Raw genomic sequence first — 22,123 nt, 5'->3', positions numbered from 1 at the left:
AACGATCTTATGAACGCGTTCGCGTTCCGTTTCAAGTCCGATCCGGCGACGATTGCGTCGGTTCGTTCTACTTCTTCGCCAATTCCTTGGCCTGCTCACGCCAGTCCTTGATCTGGTCGGCGCTGAACGGCATGTGCTCGTCGATCTTGGCGACGTCCTTGTCGGACAGCTTGGCGATCTGGGCAAAGGTGGTGATGCCCTGTTCGTTGAGCTGGCCGGCGGCGACCGGGCCGATGCCCTTGATCACGGTCAGGTCGTCCGGCTCGCCCTTCGGCGCCTTGAACAACGGTGCGGCGGCTTCGGCAGCCTTGTCCTCGGTCGTCTCGGCCTTGGCTTCCTTCTTCGGCGCAGCCTCTGCCTTCGCTGCTGCCTTCGGCGCGGCTTCAGCCTTCGCCTCGGTCTTGGCTGCAACTTCAGCCTTCGCTTCGGTCTTGGCGGCGGCCTTCTTCGCCGGCTTGGCGCCACCCAGCAGGATTTCAGCAATCCTGACGGTGGTCAAAAGCTGGCGATGGCCGATCTTGCGGCGCGAATTCTGCCGGCGGCGCTTCTTGAAGGCGATGACGGTGCGGTTCTTGCCCTGCTCGACGACTTCGGCGGTGACCATCGCACCATCCACGAACGGTGCGCCGAACGTGACGTTTTCGCCCTCGCCATGCGCGAGCACACTACCGATCTCGACGATGTCGCCGACATTGGCTTCGAGTTTTTCGATCTTCAGGAGATCGTTGGCGGCAACGCGATACTGCTTGCCGCCCGTTTTGATGACTGCGAACATTTTTTGCCTTTCGCTGTTCGGTCGGCCTTGATGAACCGCCACAGGCGGTTCGGCCGTCTTTTTGTCAGTCTGCGGGTTCAAAAAACAAGCGGCGCGGAAGATCCCTCCACGCCGATTGCGCGCTGTCCCTAACCGAAGGTTCGGCTTGAGTCAAGGCAAGCGCCGCGGGCAAGCTGCGAATGGGTTGAGCCCAGACCTTGCAAATATCGAGCAACGGCCACCGGAGCCTCGAAGAAGCATGGACAGAAGCTGCGGCGCCGGGGCAGATTGGCCCTTGTAACCTGCCTGTCCAGCCGTTATCTAGTGCGCCGCGCCGGCAACGGCGGACCATGACCGCGGAGAGGTGGCAGAGTGGTCGAATGCACCGCACTCGAAATGCGGCATGGGTGCAAGCCCATCGGGGGTTCGAATCCCTCCCTCTCCGCCACTTCGCAATGTGGCCAACCCGGAGACATTAGGTAACAGCATCTCTCATCGCGCCGGTAATGGCTCAAGATGGCACGCTATGCAGCTTTCCGCCGCAATTGGCTCACGCTCAGCCACACCGCCGAAACCAGGAAGTAGAGGGCGCCTACTGCGGCATAGCCGGCCACGTTGGTGATCGATGGCGGCATCGGCATCCGCGCCTGTGCGATGAAAAACGTGCCTGCCAGTGCTGACTGCCCTCCGCTCAGGACCATCGCCCACTGCGCACCAGAGCTCTTGCAACGGCGGACAGCGGTACCGAGTTGAAGCAGGCCGGACAGGATCGCCCATAGGCCGAACACGCCCAGCACCCAGTTCATGCTCATCTTCTGCGCAACAACGACCGCGAACGTTGTCGCCACACTGACCACGACGTTGATGGTCTGGGTGCGATTCTGTCCCAATCCTCCGCTGCGCGATGCGTCGACAAAATTGGCCAGGGCATCCCATGCAGGATAAGCCACGAGTAACACCGCCGCGATCTCCCCGGAATTCTGTCCCACCGTAAAGGCAGCCGCCACCCAGGCAGCCGAGAACGCCGTCCGAGCGAAGTAATAGAGCTTGAGCCATTGTTCCTGGCTGGCACGGGAAAGATCGCGATTGTGAACCGTCATTGGATGTCCTTTCGACTAGTAGGTAGAGAGTCTTGACGAACGTCGCGGAGCCGTTACGGCTATGGTTGGTTGAGATCTTAGTGTCGTATCTGGAGGGAACGCGGAGCGAGCCGCTCCAGGAGCGGGCCTGTCACGACGCCGAATATCGTCGGGTCGCCATAGGCCCGTGCCGAAAGCATCGCGCCGTGGACGGTCGCCATGAACGCTTCAGCCTCGGCGCGAGGGGTACTCATCAGTTGAAATTGGCCGCGCCGCGCGCCGCGCTCCAGCACGGATGTAAGCCAAGCCGACAGGGAGCGGAAATGCGCCCGGACCTCAAGGCCGACTTCCTCGGGCAGAACGGGGAGCTCGCTTGCCAACAGCGCGCAGATACAAAACGGGGCGCTGGCGTCCGCAATGCAGGCTTCCCAATACCCGGCATAGATCCGCAACTGTTCGAGCGGATCGGATTCGTGAAGTTCGACATTTGCCATCCCCGCTTCAGCTTCTTCCCGATACCGCGCAACCAGCGTCCGAACCAGATCGACTTTGCTTGGGAAATGGTGATGGATGCTCGCCTTACGGATCCCGACCACAACAGCGATGTCGGCATAACTGAAACCGTTGTAGCCGCCAGCGACGATCAGAGAACGCGCACAAGCCAGGATGTCGTCAGAGGTGGTAGACAAGTTGCTCATGCCCATACCTACCTTCTGGTAGGATGGCCGTCAAGCCTCCTTGCAAAGCGAGTAGCGTGAAATTGGGTGGCTTTGGCGTAGACGTCATTCGATCTTCGTTGATCTCGGCTCGCCATAAATTCAGAAAGCGCCGGGTGTTTGTCGATCGAGGTAGCCATCCCACTTCGGGGAGGAGGGCAACGCCCTCCGGCCGACCGGATCATTGCGATCGCCGGGCGGCACTAGGCGTTTGCACCGACTGCGCTATCTCCCCATCGTTAGCCTTGTTCTATCGCTGGTTGAAGACTGGGAGGTTTCCATGGATCGGCGACTATTTTTGACAGGAATGTTTGGCATTGCCGGGGCCGCGGCCCTTGCAAGCACAGTTCGGCCAATCAACGCAGTGGCCGGCGTTCCAACTGCCAGAAGCGGCATTCTCGATGAACTCGAGGCGCCGGATGTCGAAACCTTCGACGACGACGAAACTCAAGCCGAGTTGCAACCAGTCTATCATCGCCGGTGGCACCGGCCGCGTCGGCGCCGCCGGCGTGCTTGGAGAAGGGTCTGTCGCGTTTACTGGCGAAATGGCTATCGGCGCAGGCGGTGCTTCCGCAGGCGCGTGTGGGTCTGGTTTCGATTCTAGCAACTGGCCGGCTTGAACCCAGGCCATCGCGGCCGGGGTTCGCCTCAGGCGGCCGTTAGCGCCCTTGGAGAGCTTGTCTAAGGGCGCCCGAGGAGGCTGACGGTGTTTGCAGGTTTCAGAGCCACCAGCTTGCGACTGGACGATACGACCATTTTCGCAAGGGTCGGCGGCACCGGTCCGCCGCTGCTGCTTCTTCACGGTTTTCCAGAAACGCATCTGATGTGGAGGGATATCGCCGCAGCCTTGGCGCCCCGCTTCACGGTGGTCGCCGCCGACCTTCGAGGCTATGGGCAAAGCGGATGCCCGGTTTCATCTGCCGATCATAGCCCATACGCCAAGCGCGCCATGGCCGGCGACATGGTTCAGGCCATGAAGCAACTGGGGTTTGAGCGGTTCATGGTTGCCGGGCATGACCGTGGCGGGCGGGTTGCCTATCGCCTGGCGCTCGACCATCCCGACAAAGTGCTCAAAATCGCCGTCCTCGACATCATCCCCACCGCCGCAACATGGGATCGGGCGGATGCCAGACTGGCACTCGGCTTCTGGCCCTGGAGCCTTCTTGCCCAGCCGGAGCCCCTGCCGGAGCGTCTGATAGGCGCGGCTCCCGATGCCGTCGTCGACGATGCAATAACGCAGTGGGGATCGTCGGCGAAAATGGTCTCCAAAGAGGTCAGGGACGCCTATGTTGATGCGCTTCGCGATCCCGCGCATATTCACGCCATCTGCGAAGAGTATCGCGCCGCTGCGACGATCGATCGTGAACATGACGCGCTGGACCAGGTAAACGGTAGTCGCATCGAGTGTCCGCTAGTGGCGCTATGGAGTGGCGAAGGCGCCCTGGAGAACTGGTATGCGCAAGAGGGCGGGCCGCTGGCCATTTGGAGGAAATGGGCCGACAGAGTGGAAGGACGCGCTGTTCAAGGCGGGCACTTTTTCCCGGAAGAGCACCCCGACAAAACGGCAGCGGCACTCTCGGAATTCTTCGAGGATAAACAGGACGGTCAGCACAGAGTATTGTAGAGGTCACATGCTTCAGTTACGCCGAACCTCGGGAGTGCTTCGCGGCCTGAGATCGAGAACCCTCCGAAATTCGCTCGGCAGGCGTCAACGTGCTTGAAAAGAAAATGAAGGCGATCTCCACGGCCGCGCCTCTGATATGCAGCCTGATGTTTGTCGGAAGTTGCGCATCGCCTTTGCCTGCATCCTTCGATGCTGCGAAATACGACAAGATGAGTTGCGTCGAGCTCAACGTGGCGATGGGCGCTGTCGCCGACGAAATGTCGGCGACAGCCATCGCTCGTGGCAAAGTCGTCCACACCAACATTCCGGGCTGGCTGTTGGGAGGGCAGCGTGTCGCCTCGACCGTGGCTGCCCGCCAGAGTGCGAAGCTCGAGCGCTTGCGGCAGCAGGAGGCTGCGATTGCGGCGGCGAGGCGAAGCAGGTGCTGATTACGTCACTGAAGTGGGTCTTCAGCCCGCCACACCAGATTGATGCGCAGCGATCGCGCCGAGGAATATCTCGCCGAAATCCTTGAGCTTGGCGGCGCCGACGCCGTTGACCGCGGCGAAGGCGTCCAGATCGCGCGGGCAGCGTTCGGCCATATCGATCAGTGTACGATCCGAAAAGATCACGAAGGCCGGCACCTGGCGTTCCCGGGCAAGACGCAGCCGTACAGCCTTGAGCGCGGCCAGCAGCACCGAATCCAGACCTTCCGTGCCTGCTGCGGTATCCTGTGCGGTCCGTATCTTGCCTCGCGATGACTGGCGCGCGTCCACGCGATACCGGAACGAGGCCTCGCCCCGAGCCAGCGCACAGCCCTTCTCGGCAATGGCGAGGCCGCCATGGCCCGTTGAGTCCAATGTCAGAAACCCTCCCGCGACGAGCTGGCGGACCAGCGACAGCCACACATTTTTCTTGTGCGCGACACCGGTGCCGAAGCTGGCAAGCCTGTGGTGGTTCCTGTCCAGGACCTTCTCGGTTTCATGGCCGAGCAGAACATCGACGACATGGGCGGCGCCAAAGCGCTCGCCGGTCTGTGCGATCGCCGCCAGGATGATCCGCGCCTCCGCCTCGCCATCCGCATGCGGCGCCTGGTCGAGGCAGTTGTCGCAATTGCCGCAAGGCGAAGCACTCTCGCCGAAATAGCCAAGCAGGATCTGACGGCGGCACTGCGTCGTCTCGCAATAACCGATCAGCGTATCGAGTCGGCCATGCGCGCGCCTTTTGTGCTCAGCCGGCGCGTCCTCGTCTTCGATGAAAAGCCGGCGCATGCGGATATCGCCGAGACCGAAGAGCATATGTGCCTCGGCCGCCCGCCCGTCGCGGCCCGCCCGCCCGATTTCCTGATAATAGGCCTCCAAGCTGCCCGGCAGGTCGGTGTGGAAGACATAGGCGACGTCCGGCTTGTCGATCCCCATGCCAAAGGCGATGGTCGCCACCATCACCACACCGGACAAGGTCATGAAAGCGTTTTGATTCGCTTCACGCGCGTCCTTGCTCATTCCGGCATGATAGGCGAGCGCGCGTACGCCGTTCCGCTCGAGGAACGCCGCCATCTCTTCGGTCTTTTTGCGCGACAGGCAATAGACGATCCCGCTGCGGCCTGCATGGCGCTGCACGAAGTTTAGCAATTGGCGCTTGCTGTCCTGCTTGGGCTCAATGCCTAGCTTGATGTTCGGTCGGTCGAAGCCGAGCACCACCGTATCGACGCGCCCGTCGAACAGTTGCGCGGCAATGTCGGTGCGCGTCGTCTCATCCGCCGTCGCCGTCAGCGCAATGATCGGCACTTTCGGGAAGATATCACGTAGTCTCGACAATTCTTCGTATTCGCGCCGGAACGCCGGTCCCCATTGCGAGATGCAATGTGCCTCGTCGATGCCGATCAGCCGGACATCGAGCTTGGTCAACGCCTCGAGCATTCGCACGGTCATCAACCGCTCCGGTGCAAGATAGAGCAGGCGCGTCTGGCCTGCCGCGACACGGCGCCATGCAGCGACATTGGCATCGCGGTCGAGCGAGGAATTGATCGTATCGGCCGCCACGCCGGCAAGCCGCAATGCGGCGACCTGATCCTGCATCAGGGCCACCAGCGGCGAAACGACAATGGTGAGCCCGCCCAGCACCAGCGCCGGGACCTGGTAGCAGAGCGACTTGCCGGCGCCGGTCGGCATGACAGCCAGCACATGATGCCCGGCCAGAAGCGCCTCCATCACGGCCGATTGGCCGAGACGAAAATCATCGAAGCCGAATACATCCTTCAGGACGCGCCGCTTGGAATCCTCCACCGGGACGCTCGCCGCTATCTGCATTAGGGAACTTTCGGGGATACGACCTGCCGAAATTCGCCGGCGAATCGCCAGGTGATTGCCTGGACAGCAGATTCGAACATTTATCGACCCCTCTGGTCCTGTCCGCGGCACCGTCTGAGGCGAACTTCTCTCTCATTGGCCGATATCAGACCGTCGTTCCAGCCCCTATTCGCTTTGGCTGTGAATATCGCACCGCCTCGGAGCGGTTAATCCTATCTTCACCATCATTCGGCAGGTTCAGGTTCTGCGGTGATGTTTTGAGTACCGCGGCGCCACAAGCGCCCAGGCAACACGCCCGCGTCTCTCCGGAGGCGCGGGTTTTTTCGTTCTGAGAACCGGCTGCCTGATCTTCGGGCCCGCAGCTCAGTCGAGGAAATCGGCGCGGTGCGGCGTAAAGCTGTCGACCAGTCGTCCCGCCTGCAGCGCCTTGACGCCATGGACAAGGTTGGAAGGAACGATGAAGCTGCTTCCGGCTTCCAGGATCTCGGTCCTGCCGTCGATGGTGACCTCGAAGCGCCCTTCGGCGACGTAGCTCGCCTGGACGTGCGGGTGCGAGTGCAGCGCGCCGACGCCACCCTTGTCGAAACCGAACTCGACCATCATCAGCTCGTCCGTGTGCAGGAGCACGCGTCTGCGGTTGCCATCCGGCGTCGGCGTCCATGCGCCCTCACCGGCATGCGAGAAGATTTTGGTTCCGGTCATCGCCAAACTCTCATCTTTGGTTGTTCATCGCGCCAGCCAGCCGCCGTCCACCGGCATCACCGCGCCATGCATATAGTTCGACGCCGGCGCCAGCAGGAAGACGGCTGCGTCGCCGATGTCTTCCGGCGCGCCCCAGCGCCCGGCCGGAATGCGCGCCAGGATCGACGCGCTGCGGTCGGGATCGGCGCGCAGCGCCTCGGTGTTGTTGGTCTCGATATAGCCCGGCGCAATGCCGTTGACATTGATGCCTTTTGCCGCCCATTCGCATGCCAGCAGCCGGGTGATGCCGAGCACGCCGTGTTTGGAGGCGGTGTAGGAGGCGACACGAATGCCGCCCTGAAAGCTCAGTACCGAGGCGATGTTGACGATCTTGCCACGCCGCCCCGGCTCGGCAAGGACGCGCCTGGCAAAGCGCTGGCCGAGGAAGAACACCGTCTTGAGATTGACGCCGATGACGTCGTCCCAGTCGGCTTTGGTCAAGTCGACCGCATCGGCACGCCGGATGATGCCGGCATTGTTGACCAAGCCATCGAGCGGCCCCGTATCATCCCAGACGCGGTCGAGCATCGCCTGGGCAGCGGCATCGTCGCCAAGGTCGCAGCGGACTGCCTCGAAGCGGCCGCCGGCCGCCGCAATCTTCTCCGCCGTCTCGTCCATCGCCGACCGGCCAACGCCGACCACCGCGCCACCGGCGCGCGCGATCGACACGGCGATGCCCTGGCCGATGCCGGTATTGGCGCCGGTAACGAGGATGCGCTTGCCGGCAAGGCTGAACGCAGAGAGGTCGCTCACCTGAGCTCCTCCATCATTACCAGGTCAACGTCGGTATAGTCGACATTGTCGCCGGCCATCGCCCAGATGAATGCGTAGTTCGAGGTGCCGGCGCCCGAATGGATCGACCATCCCGGCGACAGCACCGCCTCCTCGTTTCGCATGACGAGATGGCGCGTTTCGTCCGGCTCGCCCATGAAATGAAACACCCGCGCCGCCTCCGGCAGATCGAAATAGAGATAGGCTTCCATGCGCCGATCATGCACATGGCATGGCATGGTGTTCCAGACCGAACCGGAGGCAAGCTGCGTCATGCCGACGACAAGCTGACAGGTCTTTACCCCATCGGCATGGATGAACTGGAAGATCGAGCGCTCGTTGGAGGTTGCCTGGCTGCCGAGATCGAGCCGCTTGGCATCGCCGAACCGGATCAGCCGGTTGGGATGGCCCTGATGCGCCGGCGCGCTGAGCAGGTAGAATTTAGCCGGCGCTGCCGGATTGGTCGCAGCGAACGATACCTCATCCGTGCCCATGCCGAGATAGAGCATGTCGCGCGCCTGCAGCTCGTAGGATTGACCGCCGGCCTTCACGATGCCGGCACCGGCGATGTTGACAATGATCATCTCACGGCGGTCGAGAAAATTCTTGGTCCCGGTCGGCTTGATCGCCTGCAGCGGCAGCGGCGTACCGGCGGGCATGGCGCCGCCGACGATCATGCGGTCGTAGTGGGTGTAGGTCAGGCCGATGCGGCCGGGCCGGAACAAGTCCTCGATCAGGAAATTGTGTCGCAGCTCGTCCGTTCCCATGGCAGCGGCAGAAACGGGATCGATGGCGAAGCGGGAGGTGAAATCCGTATGATTGTCAGTGTGATTCATTGCTGTCCCATGGGGCTGCCTCAATTGCTTATTCAGTTCCCGCGGCCTTGACCGAGTCGGCATAAAAAACCTGGCGCGCGTGCAGGCGCTCGCGATAGCGCTGCTGGCTGGCACCGAGATGCGCGCGCATCGCCTCCCGGGCCGCCTCCGCATCGCCTGCCGAGATGGCCTTGAGGATCACCAGATGCTCACGTTGCAGGCCGCGCTGGTAGGCGTCCGACTGGGCGATCTCGGTCGACCATGGCGAGGTGACGTCGCAAGGAATGGCGCGCCGGCCGAGCACGTCGAGCATCTCGACATAGAACGGATTGTTGGTGGCGCTGGCGATTGCGCGGTGGAAAGCAAGGTCGGCCGGTCCCGTCGGCTCGCTGTTGAGGAGCAGCCGTTCGAATTCGAAGAAGGCTTCCTGGATCGCCGCTTCCTGCGCGGCGTTGCGGCGGATGGCAGCGAGCCCGGCGGATTCGATCTCGATCGCCAACCTGACTTCGAGCACGTTGAGGGCGATCGAATCCTTGCTGCCCATCTCCGCCGCAAGAGCACCGAATGCTGTCGAGATATGCTCGGTGACGAAGACCCCGGCGCCTTGGCGCGGCTCGACCAGGCCGTCCGCGGCAAGTTTGGCCAGCGCTTCACGTATCACCGTGCGGCTGACCCCGAAGGTCTCGGTCAACTGGCCCTCGGTCGGCAGCTTCTGCCCTGGCTGGATCTCGCCCGCCTGCAGTTGCTTGCGGATCGCCGCAACGACGGTTTCCGAAAGTTTCGGTCTTCGTTCGACGCGGAGGCCGGCTGCGGTGTCTGAGGCCATGTCGCACCTCCTATTTGAAGACGCTCGGCAGCCACAGCGAAATGGCCGGAATGTAAGTGACGAGCCCCAGCACCACGAGGCCTGCGCCATAGAACGGCCAGATCGAGCGCATCGATTCCCAGACGGATATCTTGCCCACTGCGCACGCGACGAACTGCACCGCGCCCACCGGCGGCGTGTTCAGCCCGATGCCGAAATTGAGGATCATGATGACGCCGAAATGCACCGGATCGACGCCGTAGGCCTGCGCCACGGGCAGGAAGATCGGCGTGCAAATGATGATGGTCGGCCCCATGTCCATGAAGGTGCCGAGGAACAGCATCAGGAGGTTGAGCAGGAGAAGCACGACCAGCGGATCGTCCGAGATCGCGTTCATGGAGGCGATCAGCGCTGCCGGCACTTTCAGGAAGGCCATCAACCAGGAGAACGCCGCCGCCATGCCGATGATGAGCAGCACCATGGCCGTGGTGCGCACGGCGCCGTAGGTGGCATGAACGAAACCTTCCCAGGTCATCTGCCGGTAAACGAAGACGGTTACGAACAACGCATAGATGACGGCGATACAGGAACTCTCGGTAGCCGTGAACACGCCCGATCGTACGCCGCCGAAGATGATCGCGATCAGCAGCAGGCCGGGCACCGCGACGGCGAAGAGATGCGCAACGGCGGTGAAGCCCGGAAACGGCTCGGTCGGGTAGCCGCGGGAGCGCGCCACGAAATAGGCGGTGATCATCAGTGACAGGGCCAACAGCAGGCCCGGGATGATGCCGGCCGTGAACAGATCGGCGATGGAGATCTTTCCGCCTGCCGAGATCGAATAGATGATCATGTTGTGCGACGGCGGCAGCAGCAGCGCGATCAGCGCCGCCATCGATGTAACGTTGACGGCGTAGTCCGCTCCATAGCCGCGCGCCTTCATCTGCGGGATCATCAGGCCGCCTACCGCCGCTGCCTCCGCCACCGCGGAGCCCGAAATGCCGCCGAACAGTGTAGCGGTGGCGATGTTGACCTGCCCGAGGCCGCCGCGCAAATGACCGACGAGCGAGCCGGCGAAGGCAACGATCTTGCTGGCGATGCCGCCGCGCACCATCAAGTCGCCGGCGTAGATGAAAAACGGAATGGCCAGCAGCGAAAAGACGCTCATGCCGGAATTCAGTCGCTGGAATACGATGAGCGGGGGCAGACCCATATAGAGGACGGTGGCAAGGCTTGCGACGCCGAGGCAGAAAGCGATCGGCGTGCCGATAAGCATCAGCAGGGTGAAGACGCCGAACAGAATCCACAGTTCCATGGCGTCAGACCTTCACGTTCGCGGTGTCGAGTTCGGCCGCGACTTCGGCCGGCGGCAGTTCATCGAGGGTATCGTCGATCGGTGCGCCGGAGAGGCGAAGCACGATGCGCTCCAGCGTGAAGAGCACGATGAGCGCTCCTCCCGCGACAAGCGGGACGTAATCCCAGCCCCCCGATATGCCGAGTGACGGCAAGGTAGAGCCCCAGGTCAATGCGACCAGCTGGCTGCCATACCAGATCATGCCGATGCCGAAGGCGAGCGCGACGAGGTCCGAAATCATCCGCAGCCAACGCTTGCCGCCTTTCGGCAGCACGTAGAGCAGGACGTCGAAGCCAAGATGGTAGTTCTCGCGCACACCGACGGCAGCGCCGAGGAAAATGAACCAGCTCATCAGCATCACCGAGCCCGGCTCGGTCCAGCTGGGCGAGCGGTTCAGAACATAGCGGCCGAACACCTGCCATGCGACGAAGGCGGTCATCAGCACCAGCCCGATGCCGGCGATCGACAGCGCCGCCGTGCTGACGCGCGACATCACTTGCGCGACGCCGGACAGAAGCGGTCTTGGTTTTGGGCTGGAAGTCACCGGTTTTCTCCGCAAGAGGATGGCGGCGCGGAATGTCCGCGCCGCCGCTTGATCACTGCACGGCCTTGATGGCTTCGACCATGGCCTTCAGCTTGTCGTCCTTGACGTGCTTCTCGTAGACCGGCCCCATCGCGTCGATGAAGGGCTGCTTGTCCGGCGTCGTGATCTGCGAACCTGCCGCCTCGACCTTGGCGCGCGATTCCTTGACCTTGGCGGTCCACAGCTCGCGCTGCTTGGCGACGCTTTCTTTGGCGGCCGCCTTGAATATCGCCTGGTCTTCCGGCGTCAGCTTGTCCCAGCTCGACTTCGCCATGACGAAGGCTTCCGGCACCATCGTGTGCTCGTCGAGCGAATAATACTTGGCGACTTCCGCGTGCTTGGCAGTGTCGTAGCTCGGAAAATTATTCTCCGCGCCGTCGATGACCCCGGTCTCGATCGCCGAATACACTTCGCCATAAGGCATCGGTGTCGCGTTGGCGCCGAGTGCCGCCACCATGTCGACGAAGATGTCGGACTGGATGACGCGGAACTTCATGCCGGCCATATCGGCTACAGTGTTGATCGGCTTCTTCGAATTGTAGAAGGAGCGCGCACCGCCGTCGTAAAAGGCGAGCAACACCAGCCCGACCTGGTCGAACGCCGCCGCGATCTGGTCGCCGATCGCCCCGTCCATGACCTTGTGCATATGCTCTTCCGAACGGAAGATGTAGGGCAGCGAGGGCACGGTGGTCTCGGGGATGAGCCCGTTGAACGGCGCCATCGAAACACGATTGAGATCGATCACGCCGGTGCGCACCTGCTCGATCGTGTCCTTTTCCTCGCCAAGTTGCGCGGAAGGATAGATCTCGACCACATAGCGGCCGGCCGTGCGCTCCTTCACCAGCTCGCCGAAATATTTGACCGCCTCGACCGTCGGATAGCCATCCGGGTGGGTGTCGGACGAGCGCAGGACCGTCTGGGCGCTTGCCGATCCGGCCAGCAGTGCGGCGGCAACTAGCGTAGCTCCCGCCAGTCTAGAAAAATGCAGCATTGGTTTCCTCCCGTTTTTGAAACGATGGCGGCAAGCGCCGTTAGAGCCGGTACGCCTTTTTCGCGAGCGTATAGGCAAGTTCCTGCGCCAGCTCGTGCGCCTCGTCTTCGCCGAGCCGATGCTCGGTGACGAGACGCGCCAGAAAAGCGCAATCGACCCGGCGCGCCACATCATGGCGAGCCGGTATGGATGGGAAGGCGCGGGTGTCGTCGTTGAAACCGACGGTGTTGTAGAAACCGGCGGTTTCGGTGGTCATCTCACGGAACCTGCGTATGCCTTCGGGGCTGTCGTGGAACCACCAAGCCGGCCCGAGCTTCAATGCCGGGTAGACGCCGGCGAGCGGCGCCAGCTCGCGCGCATAGCTGGTCTCGTCGAGGGTGAAGAGGATGACGGTGAGGTCGCGCTCCAGCCCGACGCAGTCGAGCAGCGGCTTCAGCGCCGTCACATAATCGGTTCGGGTCGGGATGTCGAAGCCTTTGTCCCTGCCGAACTTCTGAAAGATAGAAGGCGAATGATTGCGCCAGGAGCCGGGATGTATCTGCAGGACCAGCCCGTCGTCGCGGCTCATCTTGGCCATCTCGGTCAGCATCTGGGCGCGAAACAGTTTTCGCTCGCGCTCGTCGTCCGAGCCCCGGCGGATACGGTTGAACAGCTCCGCGGCGGCGGCATCCGAAAGATTGGCGGTGTCGGCCGTCGGATGGCCGTGATCGGAGGACGTCGCACCGAAACTCTTGAAGAAGGCGCGCCGCTGGCGATGCGCATCGAGATAGCCGGTCCAAGTACCGGTGTCGCGGCCGGTGATCTCGCCAAGCCGGTCGAGATTGGCTGAGAAGCCTTCGAAATCGGGATCGACGACCGCATCGGGCCGGTAGGCGGTGACGACGCGGCCCTGCCAGCCGCTCTCGCGGATCATCTGGTGCCATCTGAGATCGTCGAGCGCACCTTCGGTCGTCGCGATGACCTCGATGTTGAAGCGCTCGAACAGCGCCCGAGGGCGATAGTCTTCACGCTGCAGCAGCGTCGCGATCGTGTCGTAGTGGCGGTCGGCTGTCCTGGCATTCAGCGGCTCGCCGATGCCGAACAGATGGGCGAGCACATGGTCGAACCACAGCCGGGTCGGCGTACCCCGAAACAGGTAATAATGCTCGGCGAAGCGCCGCCAGATCGTTCTGCCGTCGGTCTCCACTGGCGAGCCGTCAAGCGTCGGCACCCCAAGCTCCTCAAGCCGAACGCCCTGGCTGAACAGCATGCGGAAAATGTAGTGGTCCGGCACGATCAGCAATTGCGCCGGATCGGGAAACGCCTCGTTGAGCGCATACCAGCGCGGATCGGTGTGGCCGTGCGGGCTGACGATCGGCAGATCCTTGACCGCGGCGTAGAGATCGCGGGCCAGCGAAAGCGGGCGCGCCTCGGCGGCAAACAGCAAATCCGGATCCGTCAATGCGGCCACGTAATCCTCCCAACTCGGACATCGGTAGGGTTGGAAAGAAATAATGTCAACATACAAAAACTGGGTTGTTGTATGATGACTTTTCGTCGGCCATTGCCCATTGTGCGTGACGGCATCGGGTGTTACGCCGCCTGCCAGCAGGACCCAACAATCTCGATCAGACACGTGGCGCAATGACCAATAGACGCCTTTCCAACAGCACGCTGAAGGCACTGCCGGCTTCGGTCGCGGTTCCGCGCTACGCCCGCGGCGGCGTCGCACCGGGCATCGTCCATCTCGGCGTCGGTGCGTTCCATCGCGCCCATCAGGCGGCCTATGTCGACCACTGCCTGGCGGCGGGAGAGGCGGACTGGGGCATTGTCGGCGTGTCCTTGCGCAGTCCAGACACACGCGACGCACTAGCGCCGCAGGATGGCCTCTACACGCTGGCGATCAGGAGCAGCATCGGCGAAGAGCTGCGCGTCGTCGGTTCGATCCTGTCGATGCTGGTGGCGCCGGAAGATCCGGCTGCGGTGCTCGCCGCTCTGACGGATCAGCGCACCCGCATCGTTACGCTCACGATCACCGAAAAGGCTTATCTGAGAGCAGCCGGCGGCGGTCTGGACAGCACCCATCCGGACATCGTCCATGATTTGGCTAACCCGCAAATGCCACGGACGGCGCATGGTTTTCTCACCGAAGCGCTGTCGCGCCGCCGTTTCGCCGGCATCAAGCCCTTCACCGTGCTCTGCTGCGACAACCTTCCGGCCAATGGCGCCACGCTGCACCGCCTGCTGGTCGAATTCGCGGCACTGCGCGATCCCGGCCTTGCCGGGCACATCGCCGACGGCGTCGCCTTCCCGTCGAGCATGGTCGACCGCATCGTGCCGGCGACCACCGATGCGGACCGGGCGCGTATCGCCGTCGAGCTCGGCGTCGAGGATGCCTGGCCGGTGATGACCGAGCCGTTCTGCCAATGGGTGGTCGAGGATGATTTCCCGGCAGGCAGGCCGGTCTGGGAAAAGTTCGGCGTCACCATGGTCGGCGACGTCGGGCCCTTCGAGGACATGAAGCTGCGGCTGCTCAACGGTTCGCATTCGGCAATCGCCTATCTCGGCCTGCTCAGCGGCTACGACACGGTCGACCGCGCCTTTGCCGATCCGGCGATCCGGCAATTCGTCGACGGACTATGGGCCGAAGCCATCCCGACGCTGCCGCAGGACGCCGGGCTCGATACGGCCGGCTACACGGCCCAGCTCGCCGAACGCTATTCGAACACCGCCCTCGCCCATCGCACGGCGCAGATCGCCAATGACGGCAGCCAGAAACTGCCGCAGCGCATCGTCGCCTCGGCCGTCGATCGGCTGGGTGCCGGTGACCCGCCCGCGCATCTCATGCTGGTGGTGGCGGCCTGGATCGCCGCTTGCGAGGCGCGCGGCAAAACTTTGCCGGAAGCCCATTTTACCGACCCGATCGACACTCGGCTTACTGTGCTCGGCAGCCGGCCAGCTATCGAAACGGTGACAGCGATGTTCGATCTCGCCGGCTTCGCCAAAGACCATTCCCACCGCATGACACTGATCGATCTGACGGCAGCCCATCTCGAGCGCCTGCGGCGAGGCGGACCTGCCGCTGCCTTCGTGGCGCTTGGCATAGGGAGTGAGAAGCCATGAGACAAACCTGGCGCTGGTTCGGGCCAGACTATCCGGTGACGCTTGCCCATGTCCGTCAAGCCGGCGCCGTCGGCATCGTCAGCGCGCTGCATCACCTCAATGACGGCCGCGCCTGGCCGGCGGACGAGATCGCCAGGCGCAAGGCCGACATCGAGGCAGCGGGCCTGACCTGGGATGTGGTAGAAAGCATTGTCGTCCATGAGGACATCAAGACCCGCAGCGGCAACTGGCGCACCCTGATCGACAATTACAAGGCGTCGGTCCGCTCCGTCGCCGCCGCCGGGATCAATACCGTCTGCTATAATTTCATGGCGATCACCGACTGGACGCGCACAGATCTCGATTATCCCATGCCGCATGGCGGCACGGCGCTGCGCTTCGATGTCGTCGAGCTCTGCGCCTATGACGTCTTCATCCTTGAGCGAGAAGGGGCGGAGGCCGATCACCCGCCGGCCCGCGTCGAGGCCGCGCGTGTGCGACTGCAAGGGATGAGCGACAGCGACAAGGCAAGGCTGGAGCGCAACCTGATCGGCTGGGTTCCGGCGCGCGAATTCATCTTCGATCGGGCAAGCTTCCGCCGTGCCCTCGACCTCTACAAGGACGTCTCAACCGAAGGTCTGCGCGAAAACCTGTTTGCCTTCCTGCGCGAGATCGTGCCGGTGGCCGAAGAGGCCGGCGTCAGGATGGCGATCCATCCCGACGATCCACCTTTTTCGCTGTTCGGCCTGCCGCGCATCGTTTCCAACGCCAATGATGCCCGCGCGCTGCTCGACGCCGTCGCTTCGCCGGCCAACGGGTTGACGCTGTGCACCGGCTCCTACGGGGCGGGCGCGCAGAACGATCTGCCGACGATGGCCAAGGCCTTCGCCGAAAACATCCATTTCGCCCATCTGCGCAACGTCACCAAGGAGCCAGACGGCTCCTTCCACGAAGCCGAGCACCTCGACGGCGACACCGACATGGTGGCGGTCGTGTCGGCGCTGATTGGCGAAGAGCGCCGGCGCAAGGCGGCAGGCAGGGCGGACTGGCAGATTCCGATGCGCCCCGACCATGGCCACGCCATCGTCGACGACATCGGCAAGAAGGTGAACCCCGGCTATTCCTGCATCGGCCGCCTGAAGGGCCTCGCCGAACTGCGCGGCGTCATGCGCGCAGTGGAGGCGCTGACGGTGTGACCAGCCCCCCTTCTCCCCTTGTGGGCCTGTTAAGCCGGCAACAGCGCGCCTTCAAGCGTCGTAAGCTGGTTGAGGAACTGCTCGGCCTTGCTGCGGGTCTGGTCGTCCTTGGCGTCGGCGGCGTCTTCCCTGGCCTCCTGGATGCGGCGGGCAAGGTCGGCGCGGTCGATGTCGCCCACGGCCACAGCCGATTCGGCGAGCAGCGTGCAGCCGGCCGGAACGATGTCGGCAAAGCCGCCGAACACCACATAGCGCTCTTCCTTGCCGGAAACGGTCTTCAGCGTGACGACGCCGGGCTTGATCGTGGTCATGACGGGTGCGTGATGCGCCATGACAGTCATCTCGCCTTCGGCGCCCGGAATGACGACGGATTCGACCTGCTCGGAAACCAAGAGGCGCTCCGGCGAGACCAGTTCGAATTTGAAAGCTTCAGGCATGATCAATTTAGCGACTGGTGAATGGTGAATGGTGAATGGTCAGAAAGAATGACCTTCACTCAGCCCCCGATTTCCTATCCGCTACTCCCCATTCACAATTCACTATTGACCATTCACCATCAGGCCGCTTCAGCGGCCAGGCGCTGTGCCTTCTCGACCGCTTCCTCGATGCCGCCGACCATGTAGAAGGCGGCCTCCGGCAGATGGTCGTAATCGCCGTTGCAAAGGCCCTTGAAGCCCTTGATGGTGTCGGCGAGGTCGACCAGCTTGCCCGGTGCGCCGGTGAACACTTCGGCGACGAAGAAGGGCTGCGACAGGAAGCGCTCGATCTTGCGAGCGCGGGCCACGGTCTGCTTATCCTCTTCCGACAGCTCGTCCATGCCCAGGATGGCGATGATGTCCTGCAGCGACTTGTAGCGCTGAAGGATCGACTGCACCTGGCGGGCGACCTGATAATGCTCTTCGCCGACAACCATCGGGTCGAGCATGCGCGAGGTCGAATCGAGCGGATCGACCGCCGGATAGATGCCCTTTTCCGAAATCGCGCGGTTGAGCACGGTCGTCGCGTCGAGGTGGGCGAACGAGGTCGCCGGTGCAGGGTCGGTCAGGTCGTCGGCCGGCACATAGATCGCCTGCACCGAGGTGATCGAACCCTTGGTCGTCGTGGTGATACGCTCCTGTAGCGCACCCATGTCGGTAGCCAGCGTCGGCTGGTAGCCCACGGCCGAAGGAATGCGGCCGAGCAGCGCCGACACTTCCGAGCCCGCCTGCGTGAAACGGAAGATGTTGTCTACGAAGAACAGCACGTCCTGGCCCTGATCGCGGAAATATTCGGCAACCGTCAGCCCGGTCAGGCCGACGCGGGCGCGGGCGCCCGGCGGCTCGTTCATCTGGCCATAGACGAGCGCGGCCTTGGAGCCTTCGCCGCCGCCCTTCTTGTTGACGCCGGACTCGATGAACTCGTGATAGAGGTCGTTGCCTTCGCGGGTGCGCTCGCCGACGCCGGCGAACACCGAGAAGCCGCCATGCGCCTTGGCGACGTTGTTGATCAGTTCCTGGATCAGCACCGTCTTGCCGACGCCGGCGCCGCCGAACAGGCCGATCTTGCCGCCGCGGGCATAGGGGGCCAGCAGGTCGAGCACCTTGATGCCGGTGACCAGGATCTGCGCTTCCGTCGACTGCTCGACATAGGTCGGCGCCGGCTGATGGATCGAGCGCATCTCGATGCCGTCGACCGGGCCTGCCTCGTCGACCGGCTCGCCGATGACGTTGATGATGCGGCCGAGCATGCCCGGGCCGACCGGCACGGTGATCGGTGCACCGGTATCATAGACGTCCTGGCCGCGGACCAGACCTTCGGTCGAGTCCATGGCGATGCAGCGCACGGTGTTTTCGCCCAGATGCTGGGCCACCTCTAGCACCAGGCGATTGCCGACGTTGATCGTCTCAAGCGCGTTCAGGATCGCCGGCAGATGTTCGCCGAACTGGACGTCGACAACGGCGCCGATGACCTGGCGAACCTTGCCTGCCAGGCCGGTTTTCTTGATGGTGGCGGCCGGCGCATTCACAGCGGCGACCTTGGTTGCTGCCGCTTTCTTGGCCGGAGCGGCCTTTGCTGCTGCTGGTGCCGCGGCCTTCGGGGCTGCCGTCTTCGGGGTCGCTGCTTTCGCCATCGTCCTTACCCTTTTCGTCTCTTTGTTTCTCACACGCTTGAGGTCGATGACCTCCTTGTGAGCGTGCCTAGAGCGCCTCGGCGCCCGAAATGATTTCGATCAATTCCTTGGTGATCTGCGCCTGCCGCTGGCGGTTGTAGGTGATCGACAATTTGTTGATCATGTCGCCGGCGTTGCGCGTCGCATTGTCCATGGCGCTCATCTTGGCGCCCATCTCGCCGGCAGCATTCTCGAGCAGCGCGCGAAAAACCTGCACGGAAATGTTGCGCGGGATGAGATCGGAGAGGATCTCGCCCGGCTCCGGCTCGTATTCGTAGACAGCGCTGCCGCCGTCCCTCACTTCCGCGCCAGCCGCAGGCGCGCCCGCCGGGACAATTTGCTGCGCCGTCGGGATCTGGCTGATCACCGACTTGAACTGCGAATAGAACAGCGTGCAGATGTCGAAGCCGCCTTCGTTGAACAGGTGGATCACCTTCTTGGCGATGGCATCGGCATTGACAAAGCCCAGCGTCTTGACCTCGCGCAGGTCGACACGCTCGATGATCAGCGCCCCGTAGTCGCGGCGCAATATGTCGAACCCCTTCTTGCCGACGCAGATGATCTTGACCTGCTTGCCGTCTGCCAGAAGCTTGCGGATGTGGTCGCGGGCAAAGCGGGCGATCTGCGAATTGAAGCCGCCGCACAGACCGCGTTCGGCCGTGCAGACGACAAGCAGATGCACGTCGTCCTTGCCGGTGCCGGTCATCAGCGCCGGGGCATCGCCGCCGCCGCCGATCGCCTGGGTGATATTGGCCAGCACCGCGCCCATGCGCTCCGAATAGGGACGCGCCGCTTCCGCCGCTTCCTGCGCGCGACGCAGCTTCGCCGCGGCGACCATCTGCATCGCCTTGGTGATCTTCTGCGTCGCCTTGACCGAGGCGATACGGTTACGAAGGTCTTTTAACGAAGGCATGCTTTAAACCTGATCCCGTCCGTCCTGCTCAAGCAAAGGTCTTGGCGAAGGCGTCGATTTCTGCCTTCAGCCTGGCGCGCAGATCGTCGGACAGCGCCTTCTCCTTGCGGATGCCGTCGAGCACGTCCTTGCCGGCCGAGCGCATATGCGACAACAGACCATGCTCGAACTTGCCGACCTGGTTGACCGCCAGCTTGTCGAGATAGCCGTTGACGCCGGCGAAGATCACCGCGACCTGCTCCTCGACTTTGAGCGGCGAGAATTGCGGCTGCTTCAACAGCTCGGTCAGACGCGAGCCGCGGTTGAGCAGGCGTTGCGTGGCGGCGTCGAGATCGGAGCCGAACTGCGCGAAAGCAGCCATTTCGCGGTACTGCGCGAGCTCGCCCTTGATCGACCCGGCAACCTGCTTCATCGCCTTGATCTGCGCCGAGGAACCGACGCGCGACACCGAAAGGCCGACATTGACCGCCGGGCGCACGCCCTGGAAGAACAGATTGGTTTCCAGGAAGATCTGGCCGTCGGTGATCGAGATGACGTTGGTCGGGATATAGGCCGACACGTCGTTGGCCTGCGTTTCGATGATCGGCAGCGCAGTCAGAGACCCACCGCCATTTTCGTCATTGAGCTTGGCGGCGCGCTCGAGCAGGCGCGAGTGCAGGTAGAAGACGTCGCCGGGATAGGCCTCGCGGCCCGGCGGACGGCGCAGCAGCAGCGACATCTGGCGATAGGCGACGGCCTGCTTCGACAGGTCGTCGTAGCTGATCAGCGCGTGCATGCCGTTGTCGCGGAAATATTCGCCCATGGTGCAGGCGGTGAACGGCGCCAGGAACTGCATCGGCGCCGGATCGGAGGCGGTCGCGGCGATGATGATCGAATAGTCAAGCGCGCCGCGCTCTTCCAGGACCTTGACGAACTGCGCCACCGTCGAGCGCTTCTGGCCGACGGCGACATAGACGCAGTACAGCTTTTCCTTCTCAGGGCCGTTGTCGTGCACCGATTTCTGGTTGAGCATGGTGTCGAGGATGATCGCGGTCTTGCCGGTCTGGCGGTCGCCGATGACCAGCTCGCGCTGGCCGCGGCCGACCGGGATCAGCGCGTCGATGGCCTTGAGGCCAGTCGACATCGGCTCGTTCACCGATTTGCGCGGGATGATGCCGGGCGCCTTGACGTCGACGCGCTTGCGTTCGGTGGCCTGGATCGGGCCTTTGCCGTCGATCGGGTTGCCGAGCGCGTCGACGACGCGGCCGAGCAGGCCCATGCCGACGGGCGCATCGACGATGGCGCCGGTGCGCTTGACGGTGTCGCCTTCCTTGATGTCGCGGTCGGCGCCGAAGATGACGACGCCGACATTGTCGGCTTCGAGGTTGAGCGCCATGCCGCGGATGCCGCCGGGGAACTCGACCATCTCGCCGGCCTGGACATTGTCGAGGCCGTAGACGCGGGCGATACCGTCACCGACGGACAGCACCTGGCCGACTTCGGAGACCTCGGCCTCCTTGCCGAAATTCTTGATCTGGTCTTTCAGAATTGCGGAAATTTCCGCGGCGCGGATGTCCATCAGCCGACCTCTTTCAGTGCAAGCTTGAGCGAATTGAGTTTGGTTTTGAGCGACGTATCGATCTGGCGCGAGCCGATCTTGACCACCAGTCCGCCGAGCAGCGACGGATCGACGGTGACCGTGATCGCCACGTCCTTGCCGGCGACGCTTTTCAGCGCTGCTTTCAGCTCGGTTTCCTGGGCAGGCGTCAGCGCATGCGCCGAGGTGACCTCGGCAGCGGTCTCGCCGCGGTGTTCGGCGGCGATCTGGCGGAACGCCTTGATCATGCCGGGCACGGCGAACAGCCGGCGATTCTGGGCAACGACGCGCAGGAAATTGCCGGTGAGGCCGGTAATCCCTGCTCTGTCGGCGATCGCGGCGATCGCCTTGGCCTGGTCCTCGCTGGAGAAGACAGGGCTCCTGATCAGCCGCGAAAGGTCAGCGCTGCCTTCGAGCATCGTTTCGAACCTGTTGAGGTCGGCCTCGACGCCGGCGACCGAATTGGCCTGCAGCGCGAGTTCGAACAGCGAACCCGCATAGCGTTCTGCGACACCTGAGATTGGCGATGACGATTGGGCCACGGACCGTCTTTTCTCTTGTCTGACAGGCCGCAGATTGTTGGCGCGAGCAAAAACTCTGGCTAAATCTTTGACCTTACTGCATTTTTCCAAGCACGGAGGCGCGGCTTCCGCTATCCCCGGTCGAAAGTCGATTGCCGTCTAGCACAGG

General features: G+C 63.1%; 22 protein-coding genes and 1 tRNA gene. 5 read left to right on the top strand and 18 right to left on the bottom strand.

What is annotated here, in order from left to right:
• Positions 1-67: 67 nt before the first annotated feature.
• Positions 68-775 carry a 50S ribosomal protein L21 gene (locus NKJ17_RS04050; RefSeq protein ID WP_352471261.1) on the bottom strand — a complete coding sequence of 236 codons (708 nt, stop codon included), beginning with the start codon at positions 773-775 and terminating at the stop codon, positions 68-70.
• 337 nt (positions 776-1,112) lie between these two features.
• Between NKJ17_RS04050 and NKJ17_RS04045 the strand changes: the two genes are divergently transcribed.
• A tRNA-Ser gene (locus NKJ17_RS04045) sits at positions 1,113-1,202 on the top strand.
• 76 nt (positions 1,203-1,278) lie between these two features.
• Here NKJ17_RS04045 and NKJ17_RS04040 read toward each other — a convergent pair.
• The 3 genes from NKJ17_RS04040 to NKJ17_RS04030 form a co-directional block, all read right to left on the bottom strand.
• Entirely contained in the window at positions 1,279-1,854 is a 576-nt protein-coding gene (locus NKJ17_RS04040) for a DUF308 domain-containing protein (protein WP_352687095.1), read from the bottom strand.
• A gap of 77 nt (positions 1,855-1,931) precedes the next feature.
• Positions 1,932-2,531, bottom strand: coding sequence for a TetR/AcrR family transcriptional regulator (locus NKJ17_RS04035; RefSeq protein WP_352505149.1), 600 nt, complete (start codon positions 2,529-2,531; stop codon positions 1,932-1,934).
• Between the two features lie 310 nt (positions 2,532-2,841).
• A complete protein-coding gene (locus tag NKJ17_RS04030; RefSeq protein ID WP_352687414.1) occupies positions 2,842-3,351 on the bottom strand; it encodes a hypothetical protein in 510 nt (169 codons plus the stop codon).
• Between NKJ17_RS04030 and NKJ17_RS04025 the strand changes: the two genes are divergently transcribed.
• Entirely contained in the window at positions 3,256-4,173 is a 918-nt protein-coding gene (locus NKJ17_RS04025; RefSeq protein ID WP_352504898.1) for an alpha/beta fold hydrolase, read from the top strand. The two genes, NKJ17_RS04030 and NKJ17_RS04025, sit on opposite strands and share 96 nt — an antisense overlap.
• 89 nt (positions 4,174-4,262) lie before the next feature.
• A complete protein-coding gene (locus NKJ17_RS04020) occupies positions 4,263-4,601 on the top strand; it encodes a hypothetical protein (protein ID WP_352504897.1) in 339 nt (112 codons plus the stop codon).
• A 21-nt stretch (positions 4,602-4,622) separates the two neighbouring features.
• Here NKJ17_RS04020 and recQ read toward each other — a convergent pair whose 3' ends face one another.
• From recQ to uxaC, 9 genes are all read right to left on the bottom strand, one after another.
• Positions 4,623-6,461 (bottom strand): DNA helicase RecQ, encoded by a 1,839-nt coding sequence (gene recQ, locus NKJ17_RS04015; protein WP_352504896.1) that lies wholly within the window; start codon positions 6,459-6,461, stop codon positions 4,623-4,625.
• Between the two features lie 363 nt (positions 6,462-6,824).
• A complete protein-coding gene (locus NKJ17_RS04010; protein ID WP_254820465.1) occupies positions 6,825-7,163 on the bottom strand; it encodes a cupin domain-containing protein in 339 nt (112 codons plus the stop codon).
• Positions 7,164-7,187: 24 nt separating this feature from the next.
• On the bottom strand, positions 7,188-7,955 hold the full coding sequence (gene kduD / locus NKJ17_RS04005; protein ID WP_352504895.1) for a 2-dehydro-3-deoxy-D-gluconate 5-dehydrogenase KduD: 768 nt from the start codon (positions 7,953-7,955) through the stop codon (positions 7,188-7,190).
• The gene (gene kduI / locus NKJ17_RS04000) at positions 7,952-8,809 is read right to left on the bottom strand and encodes a 5-dehydro-4-deoxy-D-glucuronate isomerase (protein WP_352687089.1); all 858 of its coding nucleotides are present in this window, start codon (positions 8,807-8,809) and stop codon (positions 7,952-7,954) included. The genes kduD and kduI overlap by 4 nt, the downstream gene beginning before the upstream one ends.
• A 28-nt stretch (positions 8,810-8,837) precedes the next feature.
• On the bottom strand, positions 8,838-9,614 hold the full coding sequence (locus NKJ17_RS03995; RefSeq protein ID WP_254820462.1) for a FadR/GntR family transcriptional regulator: 777 nt from the start codon (positions 9,612-9,614) through the stop codon (positions 8,838-8,840).
• 10 nt (positions 9,615-9,624) lie between these two features.
• Positions 9,625-10,905 (bottom strand): TRAP transporter large permease, encoded by a 1,281-nt coding sequence (locus tag NKJ17_RS03990; protein ID WP_254820461.1) that lies wholly within the window; start codon positions 10,903-10,905, stop codon positions 9,625-9,627.
• A 4-nt stretch (positions 10,906-10,909) separates the two neighbouring features.
• Entirely contained in the window at positions 10,910-11,437 is a 528-nt protein-coding gene (locus NKJ17_RS03985) for a TRAP transporter small permease (RefSeq protein ID WP_352505148.1), read from the bottom strand.
• Between the two features lie 103 nt (positions 11,438-11,540).
• Positions 11,541-12,518, bottom strand: coding sequence for a TRAP transporter substrate-binding protein (locus tag NKJ17_RS03980; protein WP_352479586.1), 978 nt, complete (start codon positions 12,516-12,518; stop codon positions 11,541-11,543).
• Positions 12,519-12,558: 40 nt separating this feature from the next.
• The gene (gene uxaC, locus NKJ17_RS03975; RefSeq protein ID WP_352504893.1) at positions 12,559-13,968 is read right to left on the bottom strand and encodes a glucuronate isomerase; all 1,410 of its coding nucleotides are present in this window, start codon (positions 13,966-13,968) and stop codon (positions 12,559-12,561) included.
• Between the two features lie 173 nt (positions 13,969-14,141).
• On the opposite strand from uxaC, the gene NKJ17_RS03970 reads away from it, so the two are divergent.
• On the top strand, positions 14,142-15,620 hold the full coding sequence (locus NKJ17_RS03970) for a mannitol dehydrogenase family protein (RefSeq protein WP_352504892.1): 1,479 nt from the start codon (positions 14,142-14,144) through the stop codon (positions 15,618-15,620).
• Entirely contained in the window at positions 15,617-16,795 is a 1,179-nt protein-coding gene (gene uxuA / locus NKJ17_RS03965) for a mannonate dehydratase (RefSeq protein ID WP_352504891.1), read from the top strand. The genes NKJ17_RS03970 and uxuA overlap by 4 nt, the downstream gene beginning before the upstream one ends.
• Positions 16,796-16,824: 29 nt before the next feature.
• On the opposite strand, the gene NKJ17_RS03960 is transcribed toward uxuA, so the two are convergent.
• The 5 genes from NKJ17_RS03960 to NKJ17_RS03940 form a co-directional block, all read right to left on the bottom strand.
• On the bottom strand, positions 16,825-17,232 hold the full coding sequence (locus NKJ17_RS03960; RefSeq protein WP_352504890.1) for a F0F1 ATP synthase subunit epsilon: 408 nt from the start codon (positions 17,230-17,232) through the stop codon (positions 16,825-16,827).
• Positions 17,233-17,351: 119 nt separating this feature from the next.
• Entirely contained in the window at positions 17,352-18,905 is a 1,554-nt protein-coding gene (gene atpD, locus NKJ17_RS03955; protein WP_352504889.1) for a F0F1 ATP synthase subunit beta, read from the bottom strand.
• 67 nt (positions 18,906-18,972) lie between these two features.
• Positions 18,973-19,857: a F0F1 ATP synthase subunit gamma gene (locus NKJ17_RS03950; RefSeq protein ID WP_352504888.1), complete on the bottom strand. Its 885-nt coding sequence runs from the start codon at positions 19,855-19,857 to the stop codon at positions 18,973-18,975.
• Between the two features lie 28 nt (positions 19,858-19,885).
• A complete protein-coding gene (gene atpA, locus NKJ17_RS03945) occupies positions 19,886-21,415 on the bottom strand; it encodes a F0F1 ATP synthase subunit alpha (RefSeq protein ID WP_352450899.1) in 1,530 nt (509 codons plus the stop codon).
• Complete coding sequence (locus tag NKJ17_RS03940; RefSeq protein WP_352504886.1) at positions 21,415-21,975, bottom strand: F0F1 ATP synthase subunit delta; 561 nt, start codon at positions 21,973-21,975, stop codon at positions 21,415-21,417. Before NKJ17_RS03940 ends, atpA begins: the two co-directional genes overlap by 1 nt.
• Positions 21,976-22,123 lie beyond the last annotated feature (148 nt).

The sequence above is a fragment of the Mesorhizobium sp. M0208 genome (assembly GCF_040322015.1).
GTDB lineage: Bacteria > Pseudomonadota > Alphaproteobacteria > Rhizobiales > Rhizobiaceae > Mesorhizobium.
This window is presented reverse-complemented; position numbering and strand designations above follow the sequence as displayed.